This is a genomic window from Novosphingobium sp. BL-A-41-Hi4A-0G, from assembly GCF_055521735.1.
Genome location: NZ_CM145501.1, coordinates 2865463 through 2888332 on the forward strand (window position 1 = coordinate 2865463; position 22870 = coordinate 2888332).

At 63.0% G+C, this 22870-nt stretch carries 29 protein-coding genes; 19 read left to right on the top strand and 10 right to left on the bottom strand.

Annotated elements, in window-relative coordinates; all coding sequences use genetic code 11:
• Nucleotides 1-20 precede the first annotated feature (20 nt).
• Both ACZ1JX_RS13825 and ACZ1JX_RS13830 read left to right on the top strand, forming a co-directional pair.
• A complete protein-coding gene (locus ACZ1JX_RS13825; RefSeq protein ID WP_465124097.1) occupies nt 21-1178 on the top strand; it encodes a GNAT family N-acetyltransferase in 1158 nt (385 codons plus the stop codon).
• A gap of 86 nt (nt 1179-1264) precedes the next feature.
• Nucleotides 1265-1720: a response regulator gene (locus ACZ1JX_RS13830; protein WP_465124098.1), complete on the top strand. Its 456-nt coding sequence runs from the start codon at nt 1265-1267 to the stop codon at nt 1718-1720.
• A 216-nt stretch (nt 1721-1936) separates the two neighbouring features.
• Here ACZ1JX_RS13830 and ACZ1JX_RS13835 read toward each other — a convergent pair whose 3' ends face one another.
• Nucleotides 1937-2773 carry a Crp/Fnr family transcriptional regulator gene (locus tag ACZ1JX_RS13835; protein ID WP_465124099.1) on the bottom strand — a complete coding sequence of 279 codons (837 nt, stop codon included), beginning with the start codon at nt 2771-2773 and terminating at the stop codon, nt 1937-1939.
• 90 nt (nt 2774-2863) lie between these two features.
• On the opposite strand from ACZ1JX_RS13835, the gene ACZ1JX_RS13840 reads away from it, so the two are divergent.
• Both ACZ1JX_RS13840 and ACZ1JX_RS13845 read left to right on the top strand, forming a co-directional pair.
• Nucleotides 2864-3319, top strand: a complete 456-nt coding sequence (locus ACZ1JX_RS13840; protein WP_465124100.1) for a response regulator — start codon at nt 2864-2866, stop codon at nt 3317-3319.
• A gap of 47 nt (nt 3320-3366) precedes the next feature.
• Entirely contained in the window at nt 3367-4161 is a 795-nt protein-coding gene (locus tag ACZ1JX_RS13845; RefSeq protein ID WP_465124101.1) for a response regulator, read from the top strand.
• 36 nt (nt 4162-4197) lie between these two features.
• Here ACZ1JX_RS13845 and ACZ1JX_RS13850 read toward each other — a convergent pair whose 3' ends face one another.
• Nucleotides 4198-5742, bottom strand: a complete 1545-nt coding sequence (locus ACZ1JX_RS13850; protein WP_465124102.1) for a CHASE domain-containing protein — start codon at nt 5740-5742, stop codon at nt 4198-4200.
• Nucleotides 5743-5792: 50 nt separating this feature from the next.
• On the opposite strand from ACZ1JX_RS13850, the gene istA reads away from it, so the two are divergent.
• Nucleotides 5793-7319 carry an IS21 family transposase gene (istA, locus tag ACZ1JX_RS13855; protein WP_277788710.1) on the top strand — a complete coding sequence of 509 codons (1527 nt, stop codon included), beginning with the start codon at nt 5793-5795 and terminating at the stop codon, nt 7317-7319.
• Nucleotides 7309-8088 (top strand): IS21-like element helper ATPase IstB, encoded by a 780-nt coding sequence (gene istB / locus ACZ1JX_RS13860; protein WP_086740912.1) that lies wholly within the window; start codon nt 7309-7311, stop codon nt 8086-8088. The genes istA and istB overlap by 11 nt, the downstream gene beginning before the upstream one ends.
• Here istB and ACZ1JX_RS13865 read toward each other — a convergent pair.
• Nucleotides 8077-8367, bottom strand: coding sequence for a hypothetical protein (locus ACZ1JX_RS13865; protein ID WP_465124103.1), 291 nt, complete (start codon nt 8365-8367; stop codon nt 8077-8079). The genes istB and ACZ1JX_RS13865 overlap by 12 nt on opposite strands.
• Nucleotides 8368-8709: 342 nt before the next feature.
• Between ACZ1JX_RS13865 and ACZ1JX_RS13870 the strand changes: the two genes are divergently transcribed.
• The 3 genes from ACZ1JX_RS13870 (at nt 8710) to ACZ1JX_RS13880 (ending at nt 10808) form a co-directional block, all read left to right on the top strand.
• A complete protein-coding gene (locus ACZ1JX_RS13870; protein WP_465124104.1) occupies nt 8710-8865 on the top strand; it encodes a NepR family anti-sigma factor in 156 nt (51 codons plus the stop codon).
• A complete protein-coding gene (locus ACZ1JX_RS13875) occupies nt 8858-9493 on the top strand; it encodes a sigma-70 family RNA polymerase sigma factor (protein ID WP_465124105.1) in 636 nt (211 codons plus the stop codon). Before ACZ1JX_RS13870 ends, ACZ1JX_RS13875 begins: the two co-directional genes overlap by 8 nt.
• 151 nt (nt 9494-9644) lie before the next feature.
• Entirely contained in the window at nt 9645-10808 is a 1164-nt protein-coding gene (locus tag ACZ1JX_RS13880; RefSeq protein ID WP_465124106.1) for an AI-2E family transporter, read from the top strand.
• Here ACZ1JX_RS13880 and ACZ1JX_RS13885 read toward each other — a convergent pair.
• Together ACZ1JX_RS13885 and ACZ1JX_RS13890 are read right to left on the bottom strand one after the other, a co-directional pair.
• Entirely contained in the window at nt 10796-11410 is a 615-nt protein-coding gene (locus ACZ1JX_RS13885; RefSeq protein WP_465124107.1) for a superoxide dismutase, read from the bottom strand. The genes ACZ1JX_RS13880 and ACZ1JX_RS13885 overlap by 13 nt on opposite strands.
• A gap of 103 nt (nt 11411-11513) precedes the next feature.
• Complete coding sequence (locus ACZ1JX_RS13890; RefSeq protein WP_465124108.1) at nt 11514-12818, bottom strand: dicarboxylate/amino acid:cation symporter; 1305 nt, start codon at nt 12816-12818, stop codon at nt 11514-11516.
• A gap of 82 nt (nt 12819-12900) precedes the next feature.
• Between ACZ1JX_RS13890 and glmM the strand changes: the two genes are divergently transcribed.
• Genes glmM through thiD form a run of 3 tightly spaced genes read left to right on the top strand, consistent with a single transcriptional unit; the run spans nt 12901 to nt 15208 of the window.
• Nucleotides 12901-14238, top strand: coding sequence for a phosphoglucosamine mutase (gene glmM / locus ACZ1JX_RS13895; RefSeq protein ID WP_465124109.1), 1338 nt, complete (start codon nt 12901-12903; stop codon nt 14236-14238).
• Nucleotides 14238-14462, top strand: a complete 225-nt coding sequence (locus tag ACZ1JX_RS13900) for a DUF1272 domain-containing protein (RefSeq protein WP_465124110.1) — start codon at nt 14238-14240, stop codon at nt 14460-14462. The genes glmM and ACZ1JX_RS13900 overlap by 1 nt, the downstream gene beginning before the upstream one ends.
• The gene (gene thiD, locus ACZ1JX_RS13905) at nt 14459-15208 is read left to right on the top strand and encodes a bifunctional hydroxymethylpyrimidine kinase/phosphomethylpyrimidine kinase (RefSeq protein ID WP_465124111.1); all 750 of its coding nucleotides are present in this window, start codon (nt 14459-14461) and stop codon (nt 15206-15208) included. The genes ACZ1JX_RS13900 and thiD overlap by 4 nt, the downstream gene beginning before the upstream one ends.
• On the opposite strand, the gene ACZ1JX_RS13910 is transcribed toward thiD, so the two are convergent.
• From ACZ1JX_RS13910 to ACZ1JX_RS13930, 5 genes are read right to left on the bottom strand one after another with little or no spacing between them, the layout of a single operon-like run.
• Nucleotides 15193-15720, bottom strand: coding sequence for a GNAT family N-acetyltransferase (locus ACZ1JX_RS13910; protein WP_465124112.1), 528 nt, complete (start codon nt 15718-15720; stop codon nt 15193-15195). The genes thiD and ACZ1JX_RS13910 overlap by 16 nt on opposite strands.
• 7 nt (nt 15721-15727) lie before the next feature.
• Entirely contained in the window at nt 15728-16606 is an 879-nt protein-coding gene (locus ACZ1JX_RS13915; protein ID WP_465124113.1) for an LOG family protein, read from the bottom strand.
• 50 nt (nt 16607-16656) lie between these two features.
• On the bottom strand, nt 16657-17352 hold the full coding sequence (locus tag ACZ1JX_RS13920) for a VIT1/CCC1 transporter family protein (RefSeq protein WP_465124114.1): 696 nt from the start codon (nt 17350-17352) through the stop codon (nt 16657-16659).
• Nucleotides 17349-17873, bottom strand: a complete 525-nt coding sequence (locus ACZ1JX_RS13925; protein ID WP_465124115.1) for a helix-turn-helix transcriptional regulator — start codon at nt 17871-17873, stop codon at nt 17349-17351. Before ACZ1JX_RS13925 ends, ACZ1JX_RS13920 begins: the two co-directional genes overlap by 4 nt.
• 9 nt (nt 17874-17882) lie before the next feature.
• Nucleotides 17883-18527 carry a cytochrome b/b6 domain-containing protein gene (locus ACZ1JX_RS13930; protein ID WP_465124116.1) on the bottom strand — a complete coding sequence of 215 codons (645 nt, stop codon included), beginning with the start codon at nt 18525-18527 and terminating at the stop codon, nt 17883-17885.
• 788 nt (nt 18528-19315) lie between these two features.
• On the opposite strand from ACZ1JX_RS13930, the gene ACZ1JX_RS13935 reads away from it, so the two are divergent.
• The 7 genes from ACZ1JX_RS13935 to ACZ1JX_RS13965 all read left to right on the top strand — a co-directional run bounded on the left by ACZ1JX_RS13935 (nt 19316) and on the right by ACZ1JX_RS13965 (nt 22869).
• The gene (locus ACZ1JX_RS13935) at nt 19316-19474 is read left to right on the top strand and encodes a hypothetical protein (RefSeq protein ID WP_465124117.1); all 159 of its coding nucleotides are present in this window, start codon (nt 19316-19318) and stop codon (nt 19472-19474) included.
• 251 nt (nt 19475-19725) lie between these two features.
• The gene (locus ACZ1JX_RS13940) at nt 19726-20979 is read left to right on the top strand and encodes a tyrosine-type recombinase/integrase (protein ID WP_465124118.1); all 1254 of its coding nucleotides are present in this window, start codon (nt 19726-19728) and stop codon (nt 20977-20979) included.
• Nucleotides 20980-21069: 90 nt separating this feature from the next.
• A complete protein-coding gene (locus tag ACZ1JX_RS13945) occupies nt 21070-21309 on the top strand; it encodes a hypothetical protein (RefSeq protein ID WP_465124119.1) in 240 nt (79 codons plus the stop codon).
• 281 nt (nt 21310-21590) lie between these two features.
• The gene (locus ACZ1JX_RS13950) at nt 21591-21959 is read left to right on the top strand and encodes a hypothetical protein (RefSeq protein WP_465124120.1); all 369 of its coding nucleotides are present in this window, start codon (nt 21591-21593) and stop codon (nt 21957-21959) included.
• 86 nt (nt 21960-22045) lie between these two features.
• The gene (locus ACZ1JX_RS13955) at nt 22046-22228 is read left to right on the top strand and encodes a helix-turn-helix domain-containing protein (RefSeq protein ID WP_465124121.1); all 183 of its coding nucleotides are present in this window, start codon (nt 22046-22048) and stop codon (nt 22226-22228) included.
• A 168-nt stretch (nt 22229-22396) separates the two neighbouring features.
• Nucleotides 22397-22642 carry a hypothetical protein gene (locus ACZ1JX_RS13960; protein ID WP_465124122.1) on the top strand — a complete coding sequence of 82 codons (246 nt, stop codon included), beginning with the start codon at nt 22397-22399 and terminating at the stop codon, nt 22640-22642.
• A gap of 20 nt (nt 22643-22662) precedes the next feature.
• On the top strand, nt 22663-22869 hold the full coding sequence (locus tag ACZ1JX_RS13965; RefSeq protein ID WP_465124123.1) for a hypothetical protein: 207 nt from the start codon (nt 22663-22665) through the stop codon (nt 22867-22869).
• Nucleotide 22870 lies beyond the last annotated feature (1 nt).

Consider the following 22870-nt stretch of genomic DNA (forward strand, 5'->3'; position numbering starts at 1 on the left):
CCGCAAACAAAGGCAAGATCGTGGCTCAAGGCGAAGTAATCATCACTCCCGTTTCCGGCAAGGCTGACCGCAAGGCCTTCGTCGATATCGCCTATCGCCTGAATGCCACCGATCCGAACTGGGTTCCGCCGCTGCGCATGGAAGCCGAGGAGCTGATCACGCCCGGCAAGAACCCGTTCTTCGAGCACGCCGACGTCCAGCTGTTCCTCGCCCGCCGGGGTGGCGCGGTCGTGGGCCGTATCTCCGCGCATATCGACCATCTGGCCGTGGCGATGGACCCCTCGCAGGGCATGGGCCCGGGCACCGGCAACTGGGGCCTGCTCGAAGCCGAGGACGAACCGGTGGCGCAGGCGCTGATCGCCCGTGCCGAGGCATGGCTGCGCGAAAAGGGCATGACCCGCGTCCTGGCCCCGCTGTCGATGTCGATCTGGGAAGAGCCCGGCCAGCTCACCAGCGGCTTCGACCATCCGCCCACAGTGATGATGGGCCACCAACCCAAGCGCTATGACGATTACATCAAGGCGCTGGGCTACCAGCCGGCCAAGACGCTCAACACCTATGAGCTGGACATCACGAAGGACTTCCCGCCGCTGATCCAGCGCATCGTCCAGTCAGGCCAGAAGAACGCAAAGATCCGCATCCGCAACGTCGACCGGTCAAAGTTCGATTCTGAAGCGGCGCTGATCCTCGACATCCTCAACGATGCCTGGTCGGACAACTGGGGCTTCGTTCCCTTTACCGACACCGAGATCAAGTACGCCGGCAAGAAGTTCAAGCCGATCGTGCGCGAGGACCTGATCATGGTCGCCGAGTACGAGGGCGAGCCGGTGGCCTTCATGATGACGCTGCCCGACCTCAACGAGGCGATCAAGCCGATGGGCGGCAGCCTGTTTCCGTTCAACTGGGCCAAACTCCTGCTATGGCTGCGCAAGCCCCGCGTGCGCACGATGCGCGTACCGCTGATGGGCGTGCGAAAGCGGCTGCAGGCCTCGCGCCTCGCCAGCCAGCTCGCCTTCATGATGATCGAGGCGATCCGCCAGAACTCCATCCGCGAATATGGCGCAACGCGCGGCGAGATCGGCTGGATCCTCGAGGACAACCAGGGCATGAACGCCATCGCCGAAGCGATCGACAGCCACGTCAACAAGACGTACGTGATCTACGACAAACCCCTGTAGAGCAGAACTGCAGGACGGAACTGAAGGCCCGGTCACGGCGTTCGGATGAACGGCTGGTCATGGCCATTCACGGGAACAGGTCAACGGTGCCAACCACGCGACAAGACCGCAGCAGCGCAAACAAGCGCAAGCCCTTTCGCGCGCTGGGTCATGCCCTCGTCGTCGAGGATGACGCGCTGGTTGCCATGGACATCGCCGAAGCGCTGGCCGAGGCCGGCGCGGAACCCGTGGTGACGTGCGCCAGCGTTGCCGAGGCGATGATCCAGCTGGAACTGGCGGCGCCGAGCCTGCTCGTGCTCGATGTCCACCTTGCGGATCGTGACGATGGCTGGGCGCTGGCCGAACTTGCCATCCAGCTGGCGCAAAGCCCTCCGCTGATCGTGTTCACCACCGCGACTCCGTCGTCCATCCCGGCTTCGGCTGCCGGACTCGGCCATGTCCTGGCAAAGCCCTTCCGGACCGAAGCGCTGATCGGGCTGATCGAGAAGGAGCGGCCTGCGGGCCTGTTCGGCCGCATTCGCCACGCGCTCTCGGGGCAATAGCCACCCCAAATCAGAAACCCCGGCCGTGCCATGTGACACGACCGGGGCCGATCTTACCGAAAAAAGGTCCCCGACGTTTCCATCGGGGACCTTTCGGGATCGTATCACCAGCCGCTTGGACGGGAGGGGGGGTCTCGGCGGTGACAATAGATAAACGAGCGTCCCCGAGGCAGGTTCCCTGACTGCGAAAATTTTTTAATTCAATAAAATCAATATCTAGATATAAGGCCGCGAAGAAAAAACGCTGCCATCGATCTTGGCGAAGGCGCGTGCGGCGGCAATGTCGGGGATCCGGATCGCGCTCAGCGTCCAGTCCACCAGCCCGAAGCGGCGGAGCGCCTGCATCGTCCGATTGGTATGGACCAGCGACAGGCCGAGCATGTCGGCGATCTGTCCCTGCGTGACCGTCAGGGTCAGCACGCCGTCAGGCGCCATGCCGGTATCGATCCCTCGCTGGACCAGAAATACGGCCAGCGCCGCCATCCGTTCGCGGGCATTGCGCTGGCCGAGCGAAACCAGATGTTCCTCAAGCGCCGCTTCCTCGTGCGCGGCCAGCCAGGTCAGGTCGAACGACAGGCGCGGCTGCTGAGCGACGAGATCGAAGAACCGCTCGCGCACGAAAGTGCACAAGGTGACATCGGTCATCGCTTCGACCGCATGGCCCATTTCGGCATCGAGTGCCCCCTGCAATCCGATGAAATCGCCCGGAAACATGAAGTTGATGATCTGGCGGCGGCCATCCTCGAGCAGGCGCGAGCGCATCAGCACGCCGGACAGCACGGTATAGAGGAACCGCGGGCGCGTGGCCTGGGCATAGACCTGCTCGCCCCGGGCAAAGCGCATGTCGCCATGGCGGAACGAGGCGATCCAGTCGCGCACGTCGGGCGGCGGCTGGCGCAGCCCCTCGCAATCGGCAAGCGGGCACGTGCGACATGGCTGGCCGCCGTTCACCACGAGGCGCCCGTTGCCCGCGTGGTCCTGCCGCTCTTCCAGCACGCTCTGCGCGAGTGCCGTCCCCAACTGCGGACTGCCGTCATTGTCGTCCCTGCCCATTCCGTCTCCATGCTCACAACACCAGGTCTGTCAGTGCTGCTATGTCAAATGACAGGGTTGGTTCCCGGAATGTGCCCTAAGCACCCGTCCATGAACGAAGAAACGGGAACGAATGCCGATGACGCCTGCGGCCAGCGCGTTGTGCTGGTGGTGGAGGACAGCGTTCTCGTAGCAATGGCCATCGAGGACGCGCTGAACGAGCGCGGGTTGCAAGTGATCGTTGCGGCGACGCTGGCGGCGGCAGAGCAGATGGTCGAGCGCAATGCACCCGACCTCGCCCTGCTCGACCTTCAGCTGCCGGACGGGCTCTCTCTCGATCTGGCATGCCAGTTGCGCGATGCAGGATGCACCGTGGCGATCACGTCAGGCCTCGATTCCGGCGCCGTGCCCGACAGCCATCGCTTTGCCGTGCAGTTCCGCAAGCCGACTTCCCCGGACCTTCTTGCCGATTGGGCCGTTGCGTCTTTGAAGGGCGGCATGAAAACAGATACGTCGCCCCTTGAGGCCTCGAGAGTTTGCTCTTGTTCCCGTCCGGGAACCGGATGACGATGTCACGCGTTGGAACGCACGATACTGTCCGGGAAGGGGTACGAATGTCTCTGGGTGCCAAGGTTGCCAATCAACTTCCTTATCTTCGCCGTTATGCCCGTGCGCTGACGGGAAGCCAGAATGCCGGTGACTCCTTCGTGCGCGCGACGCTTGAGGCAGCACTGGCCGACGACGAGTTGCGCGCAACGATCGGCGAAGGCCGTCCGCAGCTCTACCATGCGTTCAACCGCGTCTGGTCCACCGCCTATGTCGACATCGCAGACCGCTCGGCATCGACGCTCGGCCAGCACGAGGCCGCCGCGCAGGAGCGCCTCGCGTCGATGACGCCCGCCAATCGCCAGGCCCTGCTGCTGACCACGCTGGAAGACTTCAGCATTGAAGAAGCCGCATACATCATGGGCCGCGATCCTTCGGACGTGGAACTGCTGGTGCAGGATGCCATTGCCGAAATCGATCGCGAATCGGCAACCTCGGTCCTCATCATCGAAGACGAGCCGCTGATCTCGATGCAGCTCGAAGACCTCGTCCGCTCGCTCGGCCACGACGTCTGCGGCATGGCCGCCACGCGTACGCAGGCTCTCGAGATCGTGCAGCGCGAGCAGCCGGGCCTGGTTCTGGCCGACATCCAGCTTGCCGATGGCAGCTCGGGCCTAGATGCGGTGGACGATATCCTGCGCATCGGATCGGTGCCGGTCATCTTCATCACCGCCTATCCGGAACGCCTGCTCACCGGTGATCGCCCCGAGCCGACCTACCTGATCACCAAGCCGTTCCAGGAGCAGACCGTGCGGACCGCGATCAGTCAGGCATTGTTCTTCGGTTCAAGCCGACCGCTCTGAACGGATATCGCGATTGTTCCATGCAAAGGCGCGGCGTCAGCTGCGCCTTTCGCGTATGGAGAAGTCGCCGCGGCGGCGGACCGGGATCAGCAGCGTGCAGCGCACGCCTTCGGGCTCGAAGCTGAGATCGACAGGATTGCGCAACTCGTGCGCAACGATCTTCTCGATCAGTTCGGTGCCGAAACCGCGCTTGCGCTGCAGGTCCGGATCGATGACCGGGCCTCCGCGTTCCACCCATTCGATCCGCGCAAGGTTTTCGCCCGCCATTTCCCAGCGGATCGAGACGCGGCCGCCCTCCACACTCAGCGCACCGTACTTGGCAGCATTGGTGGCCAGTTCGTGAATCGCGAGCCCCAGCGACAGCGCGTCATTCGGAGCCAGCTCGACTTCCGGGCCGTCGATGTCGAGGTGGCGCTGGGTATCCTGCGCATAAGGCGCGAGTTCGGCCTTCACCACCAGCATGACCGGCGTGGTGCCCCAGTCTGACTGGGTGAGCAGGTCATGCGTGGCAGACAGTGCGCGGATGCGATTCTCCAGACTGTCGGCGAACTCGGCGAGATTCGTTGCGCGTCGTCGGGTCAACGAGACGATCGACAGCACGTTGGCCAGCGTGTTTTTCACCCGGTGGTTTAGTTCGCGGGTCAGGGAATTGCGGATCGAGGACTGCTGCTCGAACCAGGCCAGCGCAATCCGGTCCTCGACGGCCTGCTGGGTCAGGAGCCGGGCAAGCACCAGCAGCAGCGTCGCCACGAGCAGGCCGAAAAGCAGCGACATGACCGACATCATCGACAGCATCGGCGTTGCCTGTGCCTCGATCTCCAGCATGAAACGGTGATCGGCAATGTCGATGGCCCGTCGGACCTGTTTGCCCGATCCGTTGGCCGTGGCAATCTCGGCCATCAGCCGTGGACCGCCCGCGTCCTCGTCGTAAAGCCGCACGCCGGCACCGCCGAGGTGGCTCACGTCGATGGAGGATTCGAGGAACCGCTGGGCATTGAACGGCGAATAGACGTAGCCACGCAAAGTATGGTCGCTGCCCGTCGATTCAATCGCGAAGACCGGCATGTACACGAGGAAACCCGCCGCATCAGCAGACTGTCCTTCCTGCTGCAACACCACCCGGCCCGTCGCTGTGGGCTGTCCCGACCGCTCTGCCGATTTCATGGCGGCACGGCGGACCGGCTCGGAGAACATGTCGAACCCGGTAGCGCGGCGATTGCGTGCCGTGTCCGGTTCGATGAACATGACTGGGACCACGAAAGGCCGATCTTCAGACGGCACCGGCCTGACTGCAAAGTCCGTAATGCCGCCTTGCCGCATGATCGCCTCGACGGTCGGAATGTCCTCGCGCCGCACCTTCATCGCCCAGCCGATGCCGTCCGAGCCGACATAGCGTCCGTCGAGATGGAGCTGGCGGATGAAGGTCCGGAACAGCGGCGCCTCGACCATCTGCTGCGTGGCGAAGAGAGCGGCGCTCGACCGCAGGTAGGCAGCGTTCGCGTTTGACCGACGCTCAAGATGTAGATTTCCGCTGAGAAGTGACCCGGTAAGGGCATAAATTTCCATTGAGAATTGACCCATGTTTGAACCCGCCCCTGGCTGACCAGTCAGGGGTATCGGGAGTGATCGACATGGATTTATTGAGTGTAATTCGCCGGTGGCGCCTTCGTGATAAGATCCCGCTTCGTGAGATTGAGCGGCGCACCGGTTTGTCGCGCAACACGATCCGCAAGTATCTGCGCGCGGATACGGTGGTGCCGCAGTTCAAGGTACCTGACCGGTCGAGCAAGCTGGACCCGTTTGCTGAGAAGCTGACGGGTTGGTTACAAATCGAGGCTGGCAAATCGCGCAAGCAGAAGCGCACGGCGAAGCAGATGCATGCTGATCTGGCCGTATTGGGCTACGAAGGGTCCTATAATCGTGTCGCTGCCTATGTGCGGGATTGGAAGGCAGGCCGTCTCTTGGCACAGCAGGCCAGTGGCCGCGGAACATACGTGCCTTTGGTTTTCCAGCCAGGTGAGGCGTTCCAGTTCGACTGGAGCGAAGATTGGGCAATTCTTGGTGGCGAGCGTGTCAAGCTGCAGGCGGCCCATACCAAACTATCACACAGCAAGGCGTTCATCGTGCGGGCCTATCCGTTACAGACGCATGAGATGCTGTTTGATGCACTGACGCAGGCATTCCGCGTGCTGGGTGGTGTGCCGCAGCGCGGGATCTTCGATAACATGCGAACTGCGGTCGATAAGATCGGCAAGGGCAAAGCCCGACAGGTCAACGCGCGCTTCACCGCAATGGCCAGCCACTACTTGTTCGAGCCTGCATTCTGCAATCCGGCCTCGGGGTGGGAGAAGGGCCAAGTCGAGAAGAACGTGCAAGATGCACGGCGGCGGCTGTGGCAGAAGTTGCCGAGCTTCCCGGATATCCATGCGCTCAATGCCTGGCTCGAGGAACAATGCATCGCGCAATGGGGTGAGATCCAACATGGCAACTTGCCCGGCACCGTAGCCGATGTACACGCCGCTGAGGTTGGTAGTCTGATGCCGCTGGGGCGGACCTTCGATGGTTTTGTCGAACACACCAAGCGGGTGTCCCCGATCTGCCTCATCAGCTTTGAACGCAATCGGTACAGCGTCCCGGCATCCTTTGCCAACCGCCCGGTCAGCATCAGGATCTACCCCGAGCGGATCGTGGTGGCGGCCGAGGGGCAGATCCTTTGCGAACATGCCAGAATCATTGACCGATCCCACCACACTGGCGGGCGGACAATTTATGACTGGCGGCATTATCTGGCAGTAGTCCAGCGCAAGCCGGGAGCACTGCGCAATGGCGCGCCATTCTTGCAGCTCCCAGAGGCCTTCAAGCAGCTGCAAAGCCAGCTCCTACGTCGTCCCGGCGGAGACAAGGAGATGGCGGAGATATTGGCGTTGGTGCTGCAACATGACGAACAGGCAGTGCTTTGCGCTGTCGAACTGGCGCTGGATGCGGGCGTCGCCACCAAGACCCACGTCCTCAATATCCTGCACCGCCTGATCGATGGTAAGGCTCCACCGGCAGCGCCGATTGACGCACCGCAGGCTTTGCGCCTTGCGCAAGAGCCGTTGGCCAATGTCGGACGTTATGATGCCCTGCGTGAGGGAGGGCTGCGTCATGCGTCATGACCCCGCCAGTGCCGCCGTTGTCGTCATGCTCAAGGCGCTGAAGTTGTATGGCATGGCCCAAGCAGTGGGGGACCTTATCGAGCAAGGCGCCCCAGCCTTCAGTGCCGCAGTGCCGATGGTCTCCCAGTTGCTCAAAGCCGAGATGGCCGAACGTGAGGTCCGCTCGATTGCTTATCAGATCAAGGCCGCCCGGTTCCCAGCTTACAAAGACCTGGCCGGGTTCGACTTCGCATCCAGCGAGGCCAACGAGGCCCTGGTTCGGCAACTCCATGGTGGCGAGTTCATCGACGGCGCTGACAACGTAGTACTGATTGGCGGGCCCGGAACCGGCAAATCGCACATCGCCACTGCGCTGGGAGTTCAAGCCGTCGAACATCACCGCAGAAAAGTGCGCTTCTTTGCCACGGTCGATCTGGTCAATGCGCTCGAACAGGAAAAAGCAGCCAACAAGGCGGGGCAGATTGCCGAACGTCTGCTCAAGCTCGATCTCATCATCCTTGATGAACTGGGCTATCTGCCGTTCAGCCCATCAGGCGGAGCTTTGCTGTTCCACCTGCTCAGCAAATTGTACGAACGCACCAGCGTCGTGATCACCACTAACCTCAGCTTCAGCGAATGGGCCGAGGTATTCAGCGATGCCAAGATGACCACAGCCCTGCTGGATCGGCTAACCCATCATTGCCACATCATCGAAACTGGCAATGACAGCTTCCGGTTCAGGGCCAGCTCTGCCTCACCAAAACCACGAAAGGAAAAATCACCAGCTTGACCCAAAACCCGCTCTGCGGGACATACCATCACCCGGGTCAATTCTCGATGGAAATACCGGGTCACTTCTCAGCGGAAATCTACACTCAAGACCCGAGGCGACGGCCTGTGCGGTCTGTGCCGTAAGCGCCGCCTGCCTGCGGTCCTCGGCAGTCTCGATCGCGAAGACGCTGAGCAGTGTTACCGCCATGGTCAGCCCGAAGATGCTGACCGGCACCCCACGGGGGAAACGCTCGTACCAGCGCGGGACGAGCTTCTTCTGGGCAAGAAGCTTCTCCATCGCGTCCCAGTATTCCTTTCCCTCGCAGCCAAGCCCGGAACGCCAGGCCCGAACGAACCCGCTCCTACTGTTGCAACCTGTATCCGGCGGAAAATGCTCCGCATGTGCGAAACAGCCATTGCCGGACGACATCTCGGGAACCGACGGCGGACAATATCGTTCCACAACGAAACCACGCACCGATTGCATTTTCCGCCTCGTGAGGAAGGCTGCTCCGCAGGCTCTTCCAGGTGGCGGGACCGGTGCCGTATCAGGTACGCATCTGCCGCGCCCTTGCGGTCGTTTTTGGATTTTTCCCTGGAGGGGGAGGCGTTGTCAGAGCGAATGTCGAAAGAAAAACCGATGAATCCCGGTCAACAACGACGGAAGGGCGGCAAGCCCCGCCCGCCGGAATGGGCAGACGGGCTCAAGCGCCTCTATGATTCCGTGCTGGACGAGCCTCTCCCGGACAGCTTTTCGCAACTGCTCGACAAGCTGGACGATCCGTCCAATGGCTGATCCCGAGCCCACGGCGGCACATGCGCCAGAGGACAAGTCCCCTCGCCCTGCAGCCGATCCCGCAACCTTCAAGCGCGAGCTGACGGGCGTCATCCCTCACTTGCGCGCTTTTGCCCGCGGCCTGTGCGGCCGCCCCGATCTCGCCGATGATCTCGTTCAGGAAACCCTGCTGAAGGCCTGGGCCGCGCAGGAGCGGTTCGAGCCCGGCACGTCGATGCGCGCCTGGACTTTCGTGATCCTGCGCAACGCCTACCTCACCGACATGCGCCGCAATCGCTTCCGTGCGGACTACGACGAAACCGTGGCCGAGCGCATCCTCGTGGCGCCTGCCGCGCAGGAAGGCCCGATGCACCTCTCGGACATGCACCGCGCCCTGCTGACCCTGCCGCCCGAGCGCCGCGAAGCCCTCCTGCTGGTTGGCGCTGGTGGCTTCAGCTACGAGGAAGCCGCGCAGATCTGCGGTTGCGCCGTGGGCACGATCAAGAGCCGCGTCGGCCGCGCCCGCGCCGCACTTTCGCAGATGATCGAGAGCGGCCAGATCCCGCGCCGCAGCACCAAGGACGCGGTTGCGCACTCGGCCATCATGACCGAGCTCGAAGAAACAGTGCAGGCAGGCGGCCAGCACTGACGCAGGCAGGCGATCTTGCGAAAGGATCGTACATGCCACAGTTCCCGCACAAAACGTCGCTTGTCCCATGCCGACCCCTTGATCGGCGCGGGACATGGGTGAATGGAGAAGGGCAACTCCAGCCAGGCGCACGCCGTTGAATCACCAGTCGATGCCCGATCTGCCAAGCCTGCCCGCCGATCCGCCTGAATCGACAGACCAGCGCGCGCGGTTGCAGTCGGCCATCGTGCTGCTGCTTGGCCTCGGCCTGTTCCTGTCGCTGCCTTTCGTCCTGTCGATCGGCTCGGTGGTGTTTCTGCCGCCGGTGACTGCGATGATCTTCACCATCGTACTTTCGCCTTTGGCAGACCGGCTGACCCGCCTCGGCCTGCCGAACATGCTCGCCTCGCTGATCGCGATCCTCGCGCTGGTCGCGGTGGTGCTGCTGGCGCTGCTGCTGATCCTGCAACCGGCGTTCGTGATGGTCGATCAGGTGCCTGCGCTGGCGCGGCAGGTGGCACGACGCTTTGCCGAGTTGCGTGGCAACCTTTCATGGATCGCCGACGTCAACCGCCAGCTTGCCAGGATCACCGGGCACACCGCGCGCGAAGTCGTCGTGGCCAGCCCTTCGGTGATCGAGCAGGTCGCCTTCGCCACGCCCAGCGTGATCCTCGAAACGCTGCTGACCCTGCTAATGACGTTTTTCATGATCGAATCGCGCATCCGCATGAAGCGCCGCATCCTGCTTGACCGACACTCGTTCAACGCCTCGGTCAAGCTCGCCCGAGTGCTGCGCGACGTGCAGGAGCGCGTCGCGAGCTACATCCTGACGGTTGCGCAAGTGAACTTCGGCGTCGGCGTGCTGGTATCGCTCGGCGCATGGGGCTTCGGGATGAGCGCGCCTGTCATGTGGGGCGGCCTTGCCTTCGTGCTGAACTTCCTGCCCTATCTCGGGCCGCTGGTGATGATGGGCCTGCTCGGGCTCGTCGGGCTGGGCACGGCGTCGAGCGTGGCGGTCGGCCTGATCCCGATGCTCGCCTTCCTCGGGCTGCACGCAGTCGAATCGAACGTCGTCACGCCCTCGATTCTCGGCGCGCGCTTCACCGTCAATCCCGTCGCGATCCTGCTTTCGATCAGCTACTTCTCGTGGATCTGGGGCGTGCTCGGCGCGCTGCTATCGGTGCCGATCCTGCTGACGATCTCCGCCCTGCTCGACCATATCGGTCGCCCGAACCTTGTTGGCTTCCTGTTTGGCGAAGCCTTGTTCGAACCGGCCCGCCTGTCCGGCATGGACGAGGACGGGCCGACTGAAGAGGCTTCGACTCAGCCCGGATAAGTCCAGGTTCCATCGCGGCCGAGGTTCTCGGCGGCAAAGCTCCAGTTCAGGTGCTTGTCGATCACCGCCTTGAGATATTCGGGGCGCAGGTTCTTGTGATCGAGGTAATAGGCGTGCTCCCACAGGTCGATCACCAGCAGCGGCTTCGCATCACCCGTGGCGAAAGTCGCCGCGTCGTGTGTCTGCTCGACCGACAGTTTGCCATCGCGCTCGACCAGCCACACCCAGCCCGAGGCAAAGTGCGCCGCGCCCTGTGACGCCAGTTCCTCGCTCAGGCGGTCGAGCGAACCGAACGCACCGTCGATCGCCTCGGCAAGTTCACCAGTCGGCTCGGCTGATTCAGGCGTCAGGCTGTTCCAGTAGAACGCATGGTTCCAGCTCTGCGCGGCATTGTTGAACAGGCCCTTGTCGCCCTTGGCCTGCGCCGCTTTGATGATCTGTTCGAGGCTGGCCTCGGCAAGATCACCGCCGTCGATGGCGGCATTGGTCTTGTCGACATAGGCCTTGTGATGCTTGCCGTGATGGGTCTGCAGCGTCGTCGCCGAGATGGATGGCTCGAGTGCGGTATCGGCATAGGGCAGCGGGGGAAGGGAAATTGCCATGGGTATCAACGTCCTCAGGTAGAGATCTGCGTCGCAGACCAACGCCAAGGGGCCGGATTGGTTGCCGGATTTCCCGTTGATTTTTATGGAGTTGCAGTTGCAATCAGCGCGCGTCTTCGCCGTGCGCGCGATCCACGGCAGCGGTCACCGCAACGTCCATGGTCACGTTGCCGAGCGTGCGCATCAGATCCGGCAGAACCTCGACCGCCACCAGAATCGCCAAAGGTTCCACCGGCAGACCCATCGCAATGGAGATCGGGCCGATCGAGGTCACGAAGCTGATTGCGCCGGGCAGGCTCACCGCGCCAAGCGTGGTCAGCGTCGCCACCACGAAGCCCGCCAGCAGCATCGACGGCGTGACCGGAATGCCGAACCAGTGCGCCACGTAGATTGCAACCGCGAAGTTCATCGCAGGACCCGTGGCGCGGAACAGCGCGACCGCCAACGGCATGACAAGGTCCGAAGTCTGGTCCCGCACGCCAAGGCGGCGGCAAACGGTGAGCATCGCCGGAAGCGTCGCCAGTGAGGATTGCGTCGACAGAGCCAGCGCCTGCGCCGGAAGCACCGCCCGCGCAAACTCGCCCAGCCCCTTGCGCGCGCCGAACACGGCAACGCCATAGGCGGCAAGGAAGATCACGGTGCCCGCCGACGTCACCACCAACACATAATGCGCAAGCGCGCCGATCGCCGAAGTGCCGCTTTGCGCGGCCACCGCAAGGCTCAGGCAGAACACGCCGATGGGCGCTGCCAGCAGGACCCAGCCGATCACCACCAGCATCGCGTTGGCCACGGCCTCGAAGAACGTGGCAAGCGAGCGCCGCTGCGCATCGGCAATCCGGGTGGCGGCAAGGCCGAACACGGCGGTGAACAGGATAACCGGAAGGATCTGATCCGCCGCTGCCGATTGCAGCACGTTGGTCGGCACCAGTGATTGCAGGAACGCGCCAAAGCCGGGAACCGTTGCCTTGTCATGAATCTGCGCGACGCTGGATCGCAGCGCTTCGGCCGCGGCGCGCGGCATCGGAAACACCGACAGGATGGCCGGCACCAGCAGCGCCGCCATCGCGCTGCCGCTGGCAAGGATCGTGAAGAAGAACAGCAGCGCACGCCGCGCCAATGCTCCAGCCCTTGCCGCAGCGACTGTCTGCGCAATGCCGGTGAACAGCAGCGAGACCACCAGCGGCACGATCGTGGCGCGCAGGGCGTTCAGCCAGAGCGTGCCGATCGGCTGCGCCACCAGCAGGACCGGATCGAGCAGCGCAGGCTGGAAAAAGGCCAGCGCAAGGCCAAGGCCCAGTCCACCGACAAGCGCGGCAAAGATCCAGCCGGCGCGGATGGTGGGAATGGGTGAAGCCGCTGCTGCACCTTTGGTTTCAGGCTCTGCGCCCGTATAGTCAGTTTGGTTCATGCGCTGGTGACAATATTGGTGTACGCGGGCAATGCAACGCTGCTGCCAGAATCAAGGCAGCAATATCAACACGGGACGTTTCATGGCACGCAAGTTCTTCGGCACCGACGGTATCCGGGGCCGGACCAATGCCGGCGTTATGACTGCCGCCACCGCAATGAAGGTTGGCCAGGCCGCCGGCACCTATTTCCAGCGCGGTGACCACCGCCATCGCGTGGTGATCGGCAAGGACACCCGCCTTTCCGGCTACATGATGGAAAGCGCGATGGTCGCCGGGTTCACCTCCGTGGGCATGGACGTCGTGCTGCTTGGGCCGATGCCGACGCCTGCCGTCGCCATGCTCACCCGCTCGATGCGCGCCGATCTTGGCGTGATGATCTCGGCCAGCCACAACCCGTTCGAGGACAATGGCATCAAGCTGTTCGGCCCGGACGGCTTCAAGCTCTCGGACGACGCTGAGCTCGCCATCGAGGCCATGCTGGTGCAGGACCTTCCTCTTGCCGATGCCACGCAAGTCGGTCGCGCCCGCCGCATCGAAGATGCACGCGGCCGCTACATCCACGCGGTCAAGGCCAGCCTGCCCGACAATGTGCGCCTCGATGGTCTGCGCATCGTGATCGACTGTGCCAATGGCGCGGCCTACAACGTCACGCCTTCGGCCCTGTGGGAGCTGGGCGCGGAGGTCATCGCCATCGGCGTCGAGCCCAATGGCAAGAACATCAACCTCAATGTCGGTTCGACCCACCTCGACGCAATCAAGGCCAAGGTGCGCGAAACCCGTGCCGACATCGGCATTGCCCTCGATGGCGACGCCGACCGCCTGATCGTCGTCGACGAGAAGAGCCAGACCGTGGACGGCGACCAGATCATGGCCCTGATCGGCACGCAGCTTGCCGCACGCGGGGAACTGCGCGGCGGCGGGGTGGTGGCCACGGTCATGTCCAACCTCGGACTCGAACGCTGCCTCAATGGTCAGGGCCTGACGCTCGAACGCACCTCGGTGGGTGACCGTTATGTGCTCGAACGCATGCGCGAGGGCGGGTTCAATGTCGGCGGAGAGCAGTCGGGCCACATGATCCTGACCGACCATGCCACGACGGGCGACGGGACGGTGGCGGCGCTGCAGGTGCTTGCCGCAATGGTTGCAGGCGGAAAGCCCGCAAGCGAACTGCTGCACCAGTTCGATCCCGTGCCGCAGCTGCTCAAGAATGTCCGGTTCGCAGGTGGCAAGCCGCTCGAGCACAAGACGGTCAAGGAAGCCATCGCCGATGCCGAGGCTCGCCTTGCAGGCAGGGGTCGCCTGGTCATCCGCCCGTCGGGCACCGAGCCGGTAATCCGGGTCATGGCCGAGGGCGACGATGCGGGCGAGGTCGAAGCGGTGGTGGACCAGATCTGCAACGCCGTGTGCAAGGCTGCCTGATGCTGGAAATGCGCCCCGATTGCGAACGCTGCGGCACCGATCTCCCGGCCGAAGCCCCCGGTGCGTTCATCTGCTCGTTCGAATGCACCTTCTGCGCGGAATGTGCAGAGGGGCTGGATGATCGCTGCCCCAACTGCGGCGGCGAACTGATGGACCGGCCGACGCGGGCAAAGGCGCTCCACGCCAAGCATCCGCCCTCAGTCGAGCGCAAGTTCAAGGGATGAACGCCCCGCCGCGTATCCTCTCTATCGCAGGTTCGGACTCCGGCGGCGGCGCAGGCATCCAGGCTGACATCAAGACCATCACCATGCTCGGCGGCTATGCGATGACCGCCATCTGCGCCCTGACCGCGCAGGACACGACTGGCGTCCACGCCGTGGTGCCGGTCGATCCTGCCATGGTCGCAGCACAGATCGATGCCTGCGTGAACGACCTGGGTGTCGATGCTGTGAAGATCGGCATGCTGGGCTCACCGGAAATCGCCGCCGTGGTCGCGGACCGTCTCGAACGCCTGTCAGTGCCGATCGTGTTCGATCCGGTGATGATCGCCACAAGCGGCGCAGCGCTGGCCGATGCGGCGACGGTCGCCGCCTTCGAACGCCTGATGCGGATCGCCACGCTGACCACGCCCAACGTGCCCGAACTCGAAGCTTTGGGCGGCGACTCCGCGATGCAGGCACGCGGCATCGCGTACATCGCCAAGGGCGGCGACGCGCAGGGGCCTGATGTGATCGACCGTCTGGTCGTGCCGGGGCAGCCTGAGCGCGTCTGGACCGCCCCGCGTATCGAGACGCGCCACACTCACGGCACCGGCTGCACCATGTCGAGCGCCATCGCGACGTTCCTCGCCAGCGGCGCATCGCTCGACGAGGCGGTGGAAGACGCGCGCGAGTTCGTCCGCGCCGCCCTCCTTGCCGCGCCCGGCTTCGGCAAGGGCCATGGCCCGCTCGGCCATCAGGCGGTGCGCTGATCCCATTGCTCGCGGGTCAGCGCAAAATAGACGCTGTCACACCACTCCTCACCCACCAGCCAGGTCCGCTCCTGCCGGTGCGTCTCGGCAAAGCCAAGCCGCTCCAGCAGCTTCATCGAGGCCTTGTTGCGCGGGTCGACATCGGCCTGGATGCGCTGCAGGTTGTGAACGGCAAAGCCGCGCTCGACCACAGCGCCAACCGCCTCGCGCGCGAGGCCCTGCCCCCAGACCGCCGGATCGAGCATGTAGCCGATGTCGGGAAAGCGGTAGAAGCCCGCCTTGCCGATCACACGGCCTTCAAGTTCGACGATGAAGTCCTCGCCCTCGCACGGCTGGATTGCGGCCATATTGGTCAGCCATTCGGCCGTCTGCGCCTTGCTGTCATGCGGCGGTGTCGACCAGTACGCCATCGCACGCGGCTGGCACATGATCGCGTGCATCGCCCCGAGGTCCTCCTCGGGGCGCACGGGGCGCAGGATCAGCCGCGCAGTCCGGATCATCTTGTCAGGCACCTGGCCATCAGCAATCGAGATCGTAGAACTTGACGATGTGCGCCCAGGCCTCGTCCGCCGTCTCGACCGGCGTGAACAGCTCGAGGTCCTCGAAGTTGATCACGCCTTCCTCGGCCAGAGCCTTGAAGTTGATCACGCGGTTCCAGTAGTCGCCCCCGAACAGCAGGATCGGGATCGGCTTCATCTTGCCGGTCTGGACCAGCGTCAGCAGTTCGAAGAACTCGTCGAAGGTGCCGAACCCGCCGGGGAACACCGCCACGGCGCGGGCGCGCAGCAGGAAGTGCATCTTCCTCAGCGCAAAGTAGTGGAACTGGAACGACAGGTGCGGCGTGACGTGCGCGTTGGGCGCCTGCTCATGCGGCAGGACGATGTTGAGCCCGATGGATTCGGCGCCCGCCTCCTCAGCGCCGCGATTGGCGGCTTCCATGATCGAAGGCCCGCCGCCCGAGCAGATCACGAACTGCCGCTTGCCGTCCTCGACGATACCGCAACTGCTGGCAAGCCGGGCAAGCTTGCGCGCTTCGTCATAGTATTTCGCCTTGGCGACAAGGCTCTCGATCACCGCCTTGCGCTCGGGCGTGGTGCCTGCCGCGAGCGCTGCTTCAGCCATTTCGGGCGAGGGAATGCGCGCCGAGCCGTAGACCACCAGCGTCGATCCGATCTGCGCTTCATCCAGCAGCATTTCGGGCTTCAGCAGCTCCAACTGGAACCGCACCGGCCGCAGCTCCTCGCGCAGGAGAAAATCCGTATCGCGGAAAGCCAGCCGATAGGCCGGGTCCTGCTGCTGTGGGGTGGTCCTCGGGTGGTTCTCGACGAAACCGGCTTCCTGCTCGGCCTTGTAGAACTTGCGCTTGGTCAGCTCGTGCTGCTTTTCTTCTTCAGTCATGCTCCCTTACGTCGGGCCGGACTGCAAAAAGCGCAAGAGGCTCAGATCCCCTATGCCACCGTGGTCCCGAACAGCCGCCCAATCCCCGCAGTCATCGCCATGGCCAGAGCGCCCCAGAACACCACGCGCAGCACCGGCCTCAGCATGGCCGATCCTCCGGCCCTCGCGCCTATGGCCCCGAGCAGCGCCAGAAACAGGATCGAGCCAACGGCTTCTCCCGCCACGATCAGCGCCATCGGCAGGACCGCCGCCAGCAGCAGCGGCAGGGCAGCGCCCACCGTAAACGTCCCGGCCGAAGTTAGCCCTGCGAGTACCGGGCGGGCCGTGGTGATCTCAGTGATATGGAGCTCGTCGCGCGCATGAGTGCCGATGGCATCGTGCGCCATCATCTGCTGTGCTGCCTTGCGCGCGGTCTCCTCGTCGAGGCCGCGCTCCATGTAGATCTTCGCCAGTTCGTCGAGTTCGGCCTCCGGTCCCGCTTCCAGTTCGCCGCGTTCGCGCGCAAGGTCTGCCTGTTCGGTATCGGACTGCGAGCTGACCGAAACATACTCGCCCGCCGCCATGGACATCGCGCCTGCCACCAGCCCCGCCACGCCTGCGACAAGAATCGCCGCCCGGTCCGCTCCGGATGCGGCAACGCCAAGGATCAGGCTCGCGGTCGAGACGATGCCGTCGTTCGCCCCGAGCACGGCCGCGCGCAGCCAGCCGATCCGGGCAACGAGATGCGATTCGCGATGCGGTCTCATACGTCTGTCTCCGAAGCTTGCGTGGCGTGAAGCGCGGGATCAATCAGGTCTTCGAGGAACGCGCCTAGCAAGGCAGACTGCGAACCAACTCCCGCCTTGGCGTAGACCCGCGCGAGCTGCGCACGAACGGTCCCGCTGGCAGCGCCGCGCAGCGCCGCAATCTCGGCCACGTCGCAACCCTTGAGCGCAAACAAGGCAACGTCAGCTTCCGCAGGCGTCAGTTTCCATTCGGCAAAACGCACCCGCACCAGTTCTGCAGCCACACCACGCGCCATCGCCACCGCAGCCTCGTCCTGCCGGGCCGACAAGACCAGCGTCCGGATCTGGTAGGCTCCGATCAGGACCCCGGCGAGCAGGGCCACGACCGCCGCGCTCTCGGCGGCAAGATGCGCGCCGAAGCCTTCGGCCAGCAAGTCTCCGGCAAGGTCCAGCATGAAGAACAGCGCCGCCACGGCCTGCAGGGCCACCACCATGGTCAGGGCGGCGGCCTTGCGTTGCAATGACAGATGGCGGCGCTGCATGACTGACGATTAGCTCTGACCGGGCAGCATCGCCAGAACAACCTCGCGCCCGCTCCGCCGCGTCTCGAACACGACGCCCGCGATGTGCAGCGCGATCAGCAAGTAGAGCAAATTGACGGCCACTTCATGGATCTCGCCCAGCGGACCTTCTTCCTCGCCGCCTTCGCCACCTTCATCGCCATCATGTTCCTCAGCGTCCTCGCCCCGCTCGATCTCGGCGGACGCGGAAACGACGGTTTCAGAACGCTCATTGCGAACCTGTCCCGGCAGTCCGGCCATAGCGATTCCGCTGGCGATCACTGCGCCGAGGCAAGACCAGATCGCATAGACCATTAGCGCACCAAGCGGGTTGTGCGACCGGTGCTCGACATGTCGGCCCGACCGGATGTCCCGCAAGTGGGCCAACGCACGGCCGGGGCTTGGCGGAAAGGCGGCGAAGCGGGCCTCGGCAGGGCCAATCAACCCCCACAGCAGGCGCAGCGCTAGAATTGCCGCAAGCGCATAGCCGATCCACACATGCGTGCCGGAGCCTTCCTCAGTGAACAGCGCATTGGCAATGATCGCGGCCACCACGGACCAGTGGGTCAGCTTGACGACAGGATCCCAGCGCAGTGCCGGTCGGCTGGTGGCAGGGGTAGATGAAGGCTCGGTCACGGGACATCTCCTAGAAGATCGATGTCCGCAGAATGCTGTCGAAAGTCCCGCCTCACCATTGCCGCACCGCTTATGCAGCCTTGCATAAGCAGGCGCTTATCGCTCGCCGATCGGCATTACTACAGAGCGGCCTTGATTCGATGCACCATCGCCGTCGAGCGACGGCAAACGATCACGCTCTTCGCGGGCCTGCGGTTCGATAAGGGGCGCGGGGCATTTTCAGCGTCATGAGCGAAATCCGGCGTAGTCCATTCGGCTATTGAGAATGTCCTGAGCCTCGTCGGGAGCGATTAGCTTTGATTCCATTGACAATTACGCAAGCGATTAAGCAGGCGCCGTCTTCCGCTGGCGCGACGGCCTAAACCCAAGGAGTTTAGCCATTTTTAATAAAACTCCGGCTGCGAAGACAGCGTTCCGCCATGGGATGCTGCGATTGCCCGACTCCGATTTCCGATCGTCAGAGGGACATTGACCAGCGTCCTGCTGCACGAGCGTTGTCCGGACCCATGGTTGCAATCGTTTATCAACTATGCAGAACGATATCAGAACCGAAATGCCAAAAGCGAAGCCATGTCACTGGATCATAAAGAAAGACCCAAACTTTCGTTAGTATCAGAACTCTTCTCGTACGCTCTTGATAGCGTGCGTAGATACATCCGCTATCAAGGCGGTTGGTTTTACCTTCTGAGGATCATTCGCGCGATCATTATTCTGATCACGCCAGTAATATGCTACGCCTATATTCTCCGATCCTGACCCAGTTCGTGCACCGGACAAGAACTGGCGACATGTCGCCTGAATCGTACCCCCAGGGCGCCGCTGCGAGCAGTTGCTCGCAGCCGGAATACACCACTCGGGTCAAATGCATGATCGTCATCAGTCTGGCGGCGATCTGCTGGGGCATCCCGGTGCTGGCGCTTGTCGCAATCGACATACTGGCAAGCTGACCGCCTGTGGCGGCGTAGATCGCGCCAAACTTCGCGCCCGCGCCAGCCGATTGGCAGACGGACCATGTGAACCGCAAGTTTTCCGGAAAATGGATGCCCCGCGAGGACTATAACTAGTTTCCATCCTCGCCCAAGGGAACTCATCAAACCCCAAGAATACAGGGCCTTTGCGCGCATCTCCTTCCAACTTTCTCCATTGCATTCCATCTGAAACCAATGTTACGTGTGGGAACGAATGAGGGAACATTGGCATGGGCAAGTTGACCGTGGAGAGTGTCAGGAGCGCGAAGCCAGGGCGGCACGCCGATGGCGAAGGGCTCTATTTGCTCGTGAAGCCGACAGGGGCTCGCTCTTGGCTTTTGCGCGTGGTTTCGAACGGGAAGCGCAAGGACATAGGGTTAGGTTCGGTCGACCTCTCCCCAAAGAGCAAGAAGGGCGAGGAAGAGGCGACCAGCGCGATACCGCTCATGCTCTTGCGCTCCCTTTCTCTGAAACAGGCGAGGGAGAAGGCAGCGGCCTTGCGCAAGATTGCTCATGCCGGCCTCGATCCGATTGCAGAGCGCGATAGGGACCGCAGGCAGATCCCGACCTTTGCCGAAGCGATCGACCTCGCCCATGCCGAATTCAAGAAGGGCTGGGTTGATAAGCACGCCGCCGCATTCAAGGCATCATTGGAAACACATGTTGTCCCGCATATCGGCCGCGAGCGTGTCGACGTTATCGATCACGCAATGGTGCGCGATGCCCTCGCCTCCATCTGGACCGACAAGCCGGTCATGGCGCGCAAGGTCCGGGTGCGCATAAATCAGGTGCTCGGCTTCGCGAAGTCTAAGGGCTGGAGGAAGTCCGACCTCCCCGACGCAAAAGAAGTCCGCAAGGGCCTCGCCAAGCATGGGCGTACTGGCCACTTCGCCGCGATGCCGTTCAAGGACGTTCCCGCATTGGTGCAGGGGCTCATGAGCGAGGATGACACACCGGGCCGCCTCGCTCTGATTTTCACGATATTGACCGCCGCGCGATCGGGCGAAGTCCGCAATGCGCGTTGGGAGCAATTCGACCTTGATGCCGCGATTTGGACCCGTCCCGCCTCCATCATGAAAATGAAGGTTGAGCACGCTATTCCGCTCACGCCTGAAGCCGTCGCCGTGCTTGGAAAGGCCAAGGCGCTCGGAGACGGGAAGGGCCTCGTTTTCCCCAGCAAGGGCGGCAACGCACCCCTTTCCGACATGACCCTTACAAAGGCACTCCGAACGGCTGGACAGGCGCAAGTGACGGTGCACGGCTTCCGCTCGAGTTTCCGAGATTGGGCCGCAGAGATCATGCCGACGATTCCTCCCATGGTCGCTGAGATGGCGCTTGCCCACAGTGTCGGGACCGAAACCGAACGCGCCTATCTGAGATCCGACCTTATGGACCTTCGCCGCAAACTCATGACCGCATGGGCGGGATTTGTGACTGGCAAGCCAGCCGCGAACGTGACCCCCATCAAGGCAGCGGCCGCATGAAATCAACGGGCTTGTCCCGATGAAGCGGGAGCACGGGGCGTACCAGTCCCCGCGCTCCCTGATCACGAACCGCCACAGGAGGGCGAATCAATGACCACTCAAGCCACTACCCCGACCGTCGACACGAAAGCCAGACTCGATCGGTTGGAGCAACTCTGTGGTTATCTCGACCACATGCTTTCGGAAGCGTTCGAACGCACGGAAGAGGCTTCTCTCCTTTGCGAAGGTGAGCCCAAAGACACAGTGCAGCGCGCCGGGGCCTCGCTCGTTATCGCAATGGAGTTTCGCGAAGAGATCATCCGGCACGTCGAAGCACTGCAAGCGGCCTGACAACTACGGCGCGGCCGGGAGACCAGCCGCGACACACCTTTGGTGCACCAATGACAGACCGCGAATGGATCGCAGAGGATGATCACCTAAACCGGGAGGCCCTGCGCGCGCTCCGGAATTGGCGGGTAGATCGAGAAAGAGCACTTGCTGACCTGCTAGCGTCAGACGTACCGATACACTGGTTCGTGCGAAAGGCGATGGCGGCCGCCCTAGCTGGGAAACCCCTAATGCAAGGATCGGAATTGGCCTTTCAGGGGACAAATAAGTCTCGCAAGAGCGCCATGGCTTACGAGACGCGAAAGGAACGTTTGCGTATTGCCGATTGGGTTAAGGCGGCTCAAAGGCAATTCGGAAGTTATGAGGCCGCCGTAGAGGCAGCAGCATCAGGCGAATTTCATTGTAGCGTGAACAAGGTTAAGGATGCGATCACCTATTCTAACCATATCGACGCTTGGATAGCTTTAATGCAGACGCCAGGCACAGAATACGGCGAGTGGTCGCGCGAAGACTTGCGGGAACGGTACATTGGATTTGAAGCCACCGGTGAGACTATGCCGCCAAATCGTACATTGAAGCAGGTAGCGGCCGACGCTGCGAGCGATGCAGAACTCCTAGCCAAACTCTTCCGCGCAGCGGGTGACGACTCCTAAATCACTCATAGCGGCTTGGGACTGACTGCCCGGCGATAAGCCCTCACTTTCCATACCGGTTCAAACGCAACCGATAGGAAAGTGCCATGACCCTTGAAGTGCCCAAGCTGGCGTACAGCGTCAAAGAAGCGGTTCACGCGACCAGCCTCAAGAAGTCGACCATCTACAATTACATCAACGCCGGGAAGCTGGAAACGCGCCGCGTTGGCGGTCGCACGATCATCCCAGCCGCAAGCCTGATAAAGCTCCTGCAGGGCGAGGCGGCCTGAGCATGGCCGGCCTCGAACGACCCCGACGCGCGAAAGCCGGGGCCGCCCAACCTTGGAGCCTCGCACCGTCTACGCCTGCAGGATGGCGGGCGCAACTGATCGCCGCACGGTTCGGACTGACACTTGAGGCCGCCGCGATCGTCGCATCCCTCGCCTTGGGGGGCGCACATGGCTGACACCGAACCTTACCTTAAATTTCACACCTCGCCCGCGATCGCAGGCGGAACCGTGGAACTTCACCCGCTCGCCAACGGTACGCGCCTTGATGTTATGGGCAGGGATACAAAGGGCCGACCGCTTCGCCTCCAGACCAGGCACTACGCCACAGCAGAGGAGGCGCGGGAAGTGGCGGCATGGTGCGCCGTGGTGCTTTGCATCCCCTACAAGGACTACACCGCAGAGGCCGCCGCATGAAGGCCTTCGAACTTCCCCCAATGCGTTCCGGCGATTGGCTGGCGGTGACATTGGAGGCGCTGGAAAGCGCGGGCGTAACGGTGTGGAGCGTGACCATACGGGGCCGCTCGGGCTCGCCGTGTCGCCGTTGGTTCGGGGACCAGGCGCACGCCTTGGCATTCGCGCTCGACCAGTCGGAAACCCGCCGCCTCCCGTTCTTCGACATGCGCGAACCTGAGGCCGGCTGAT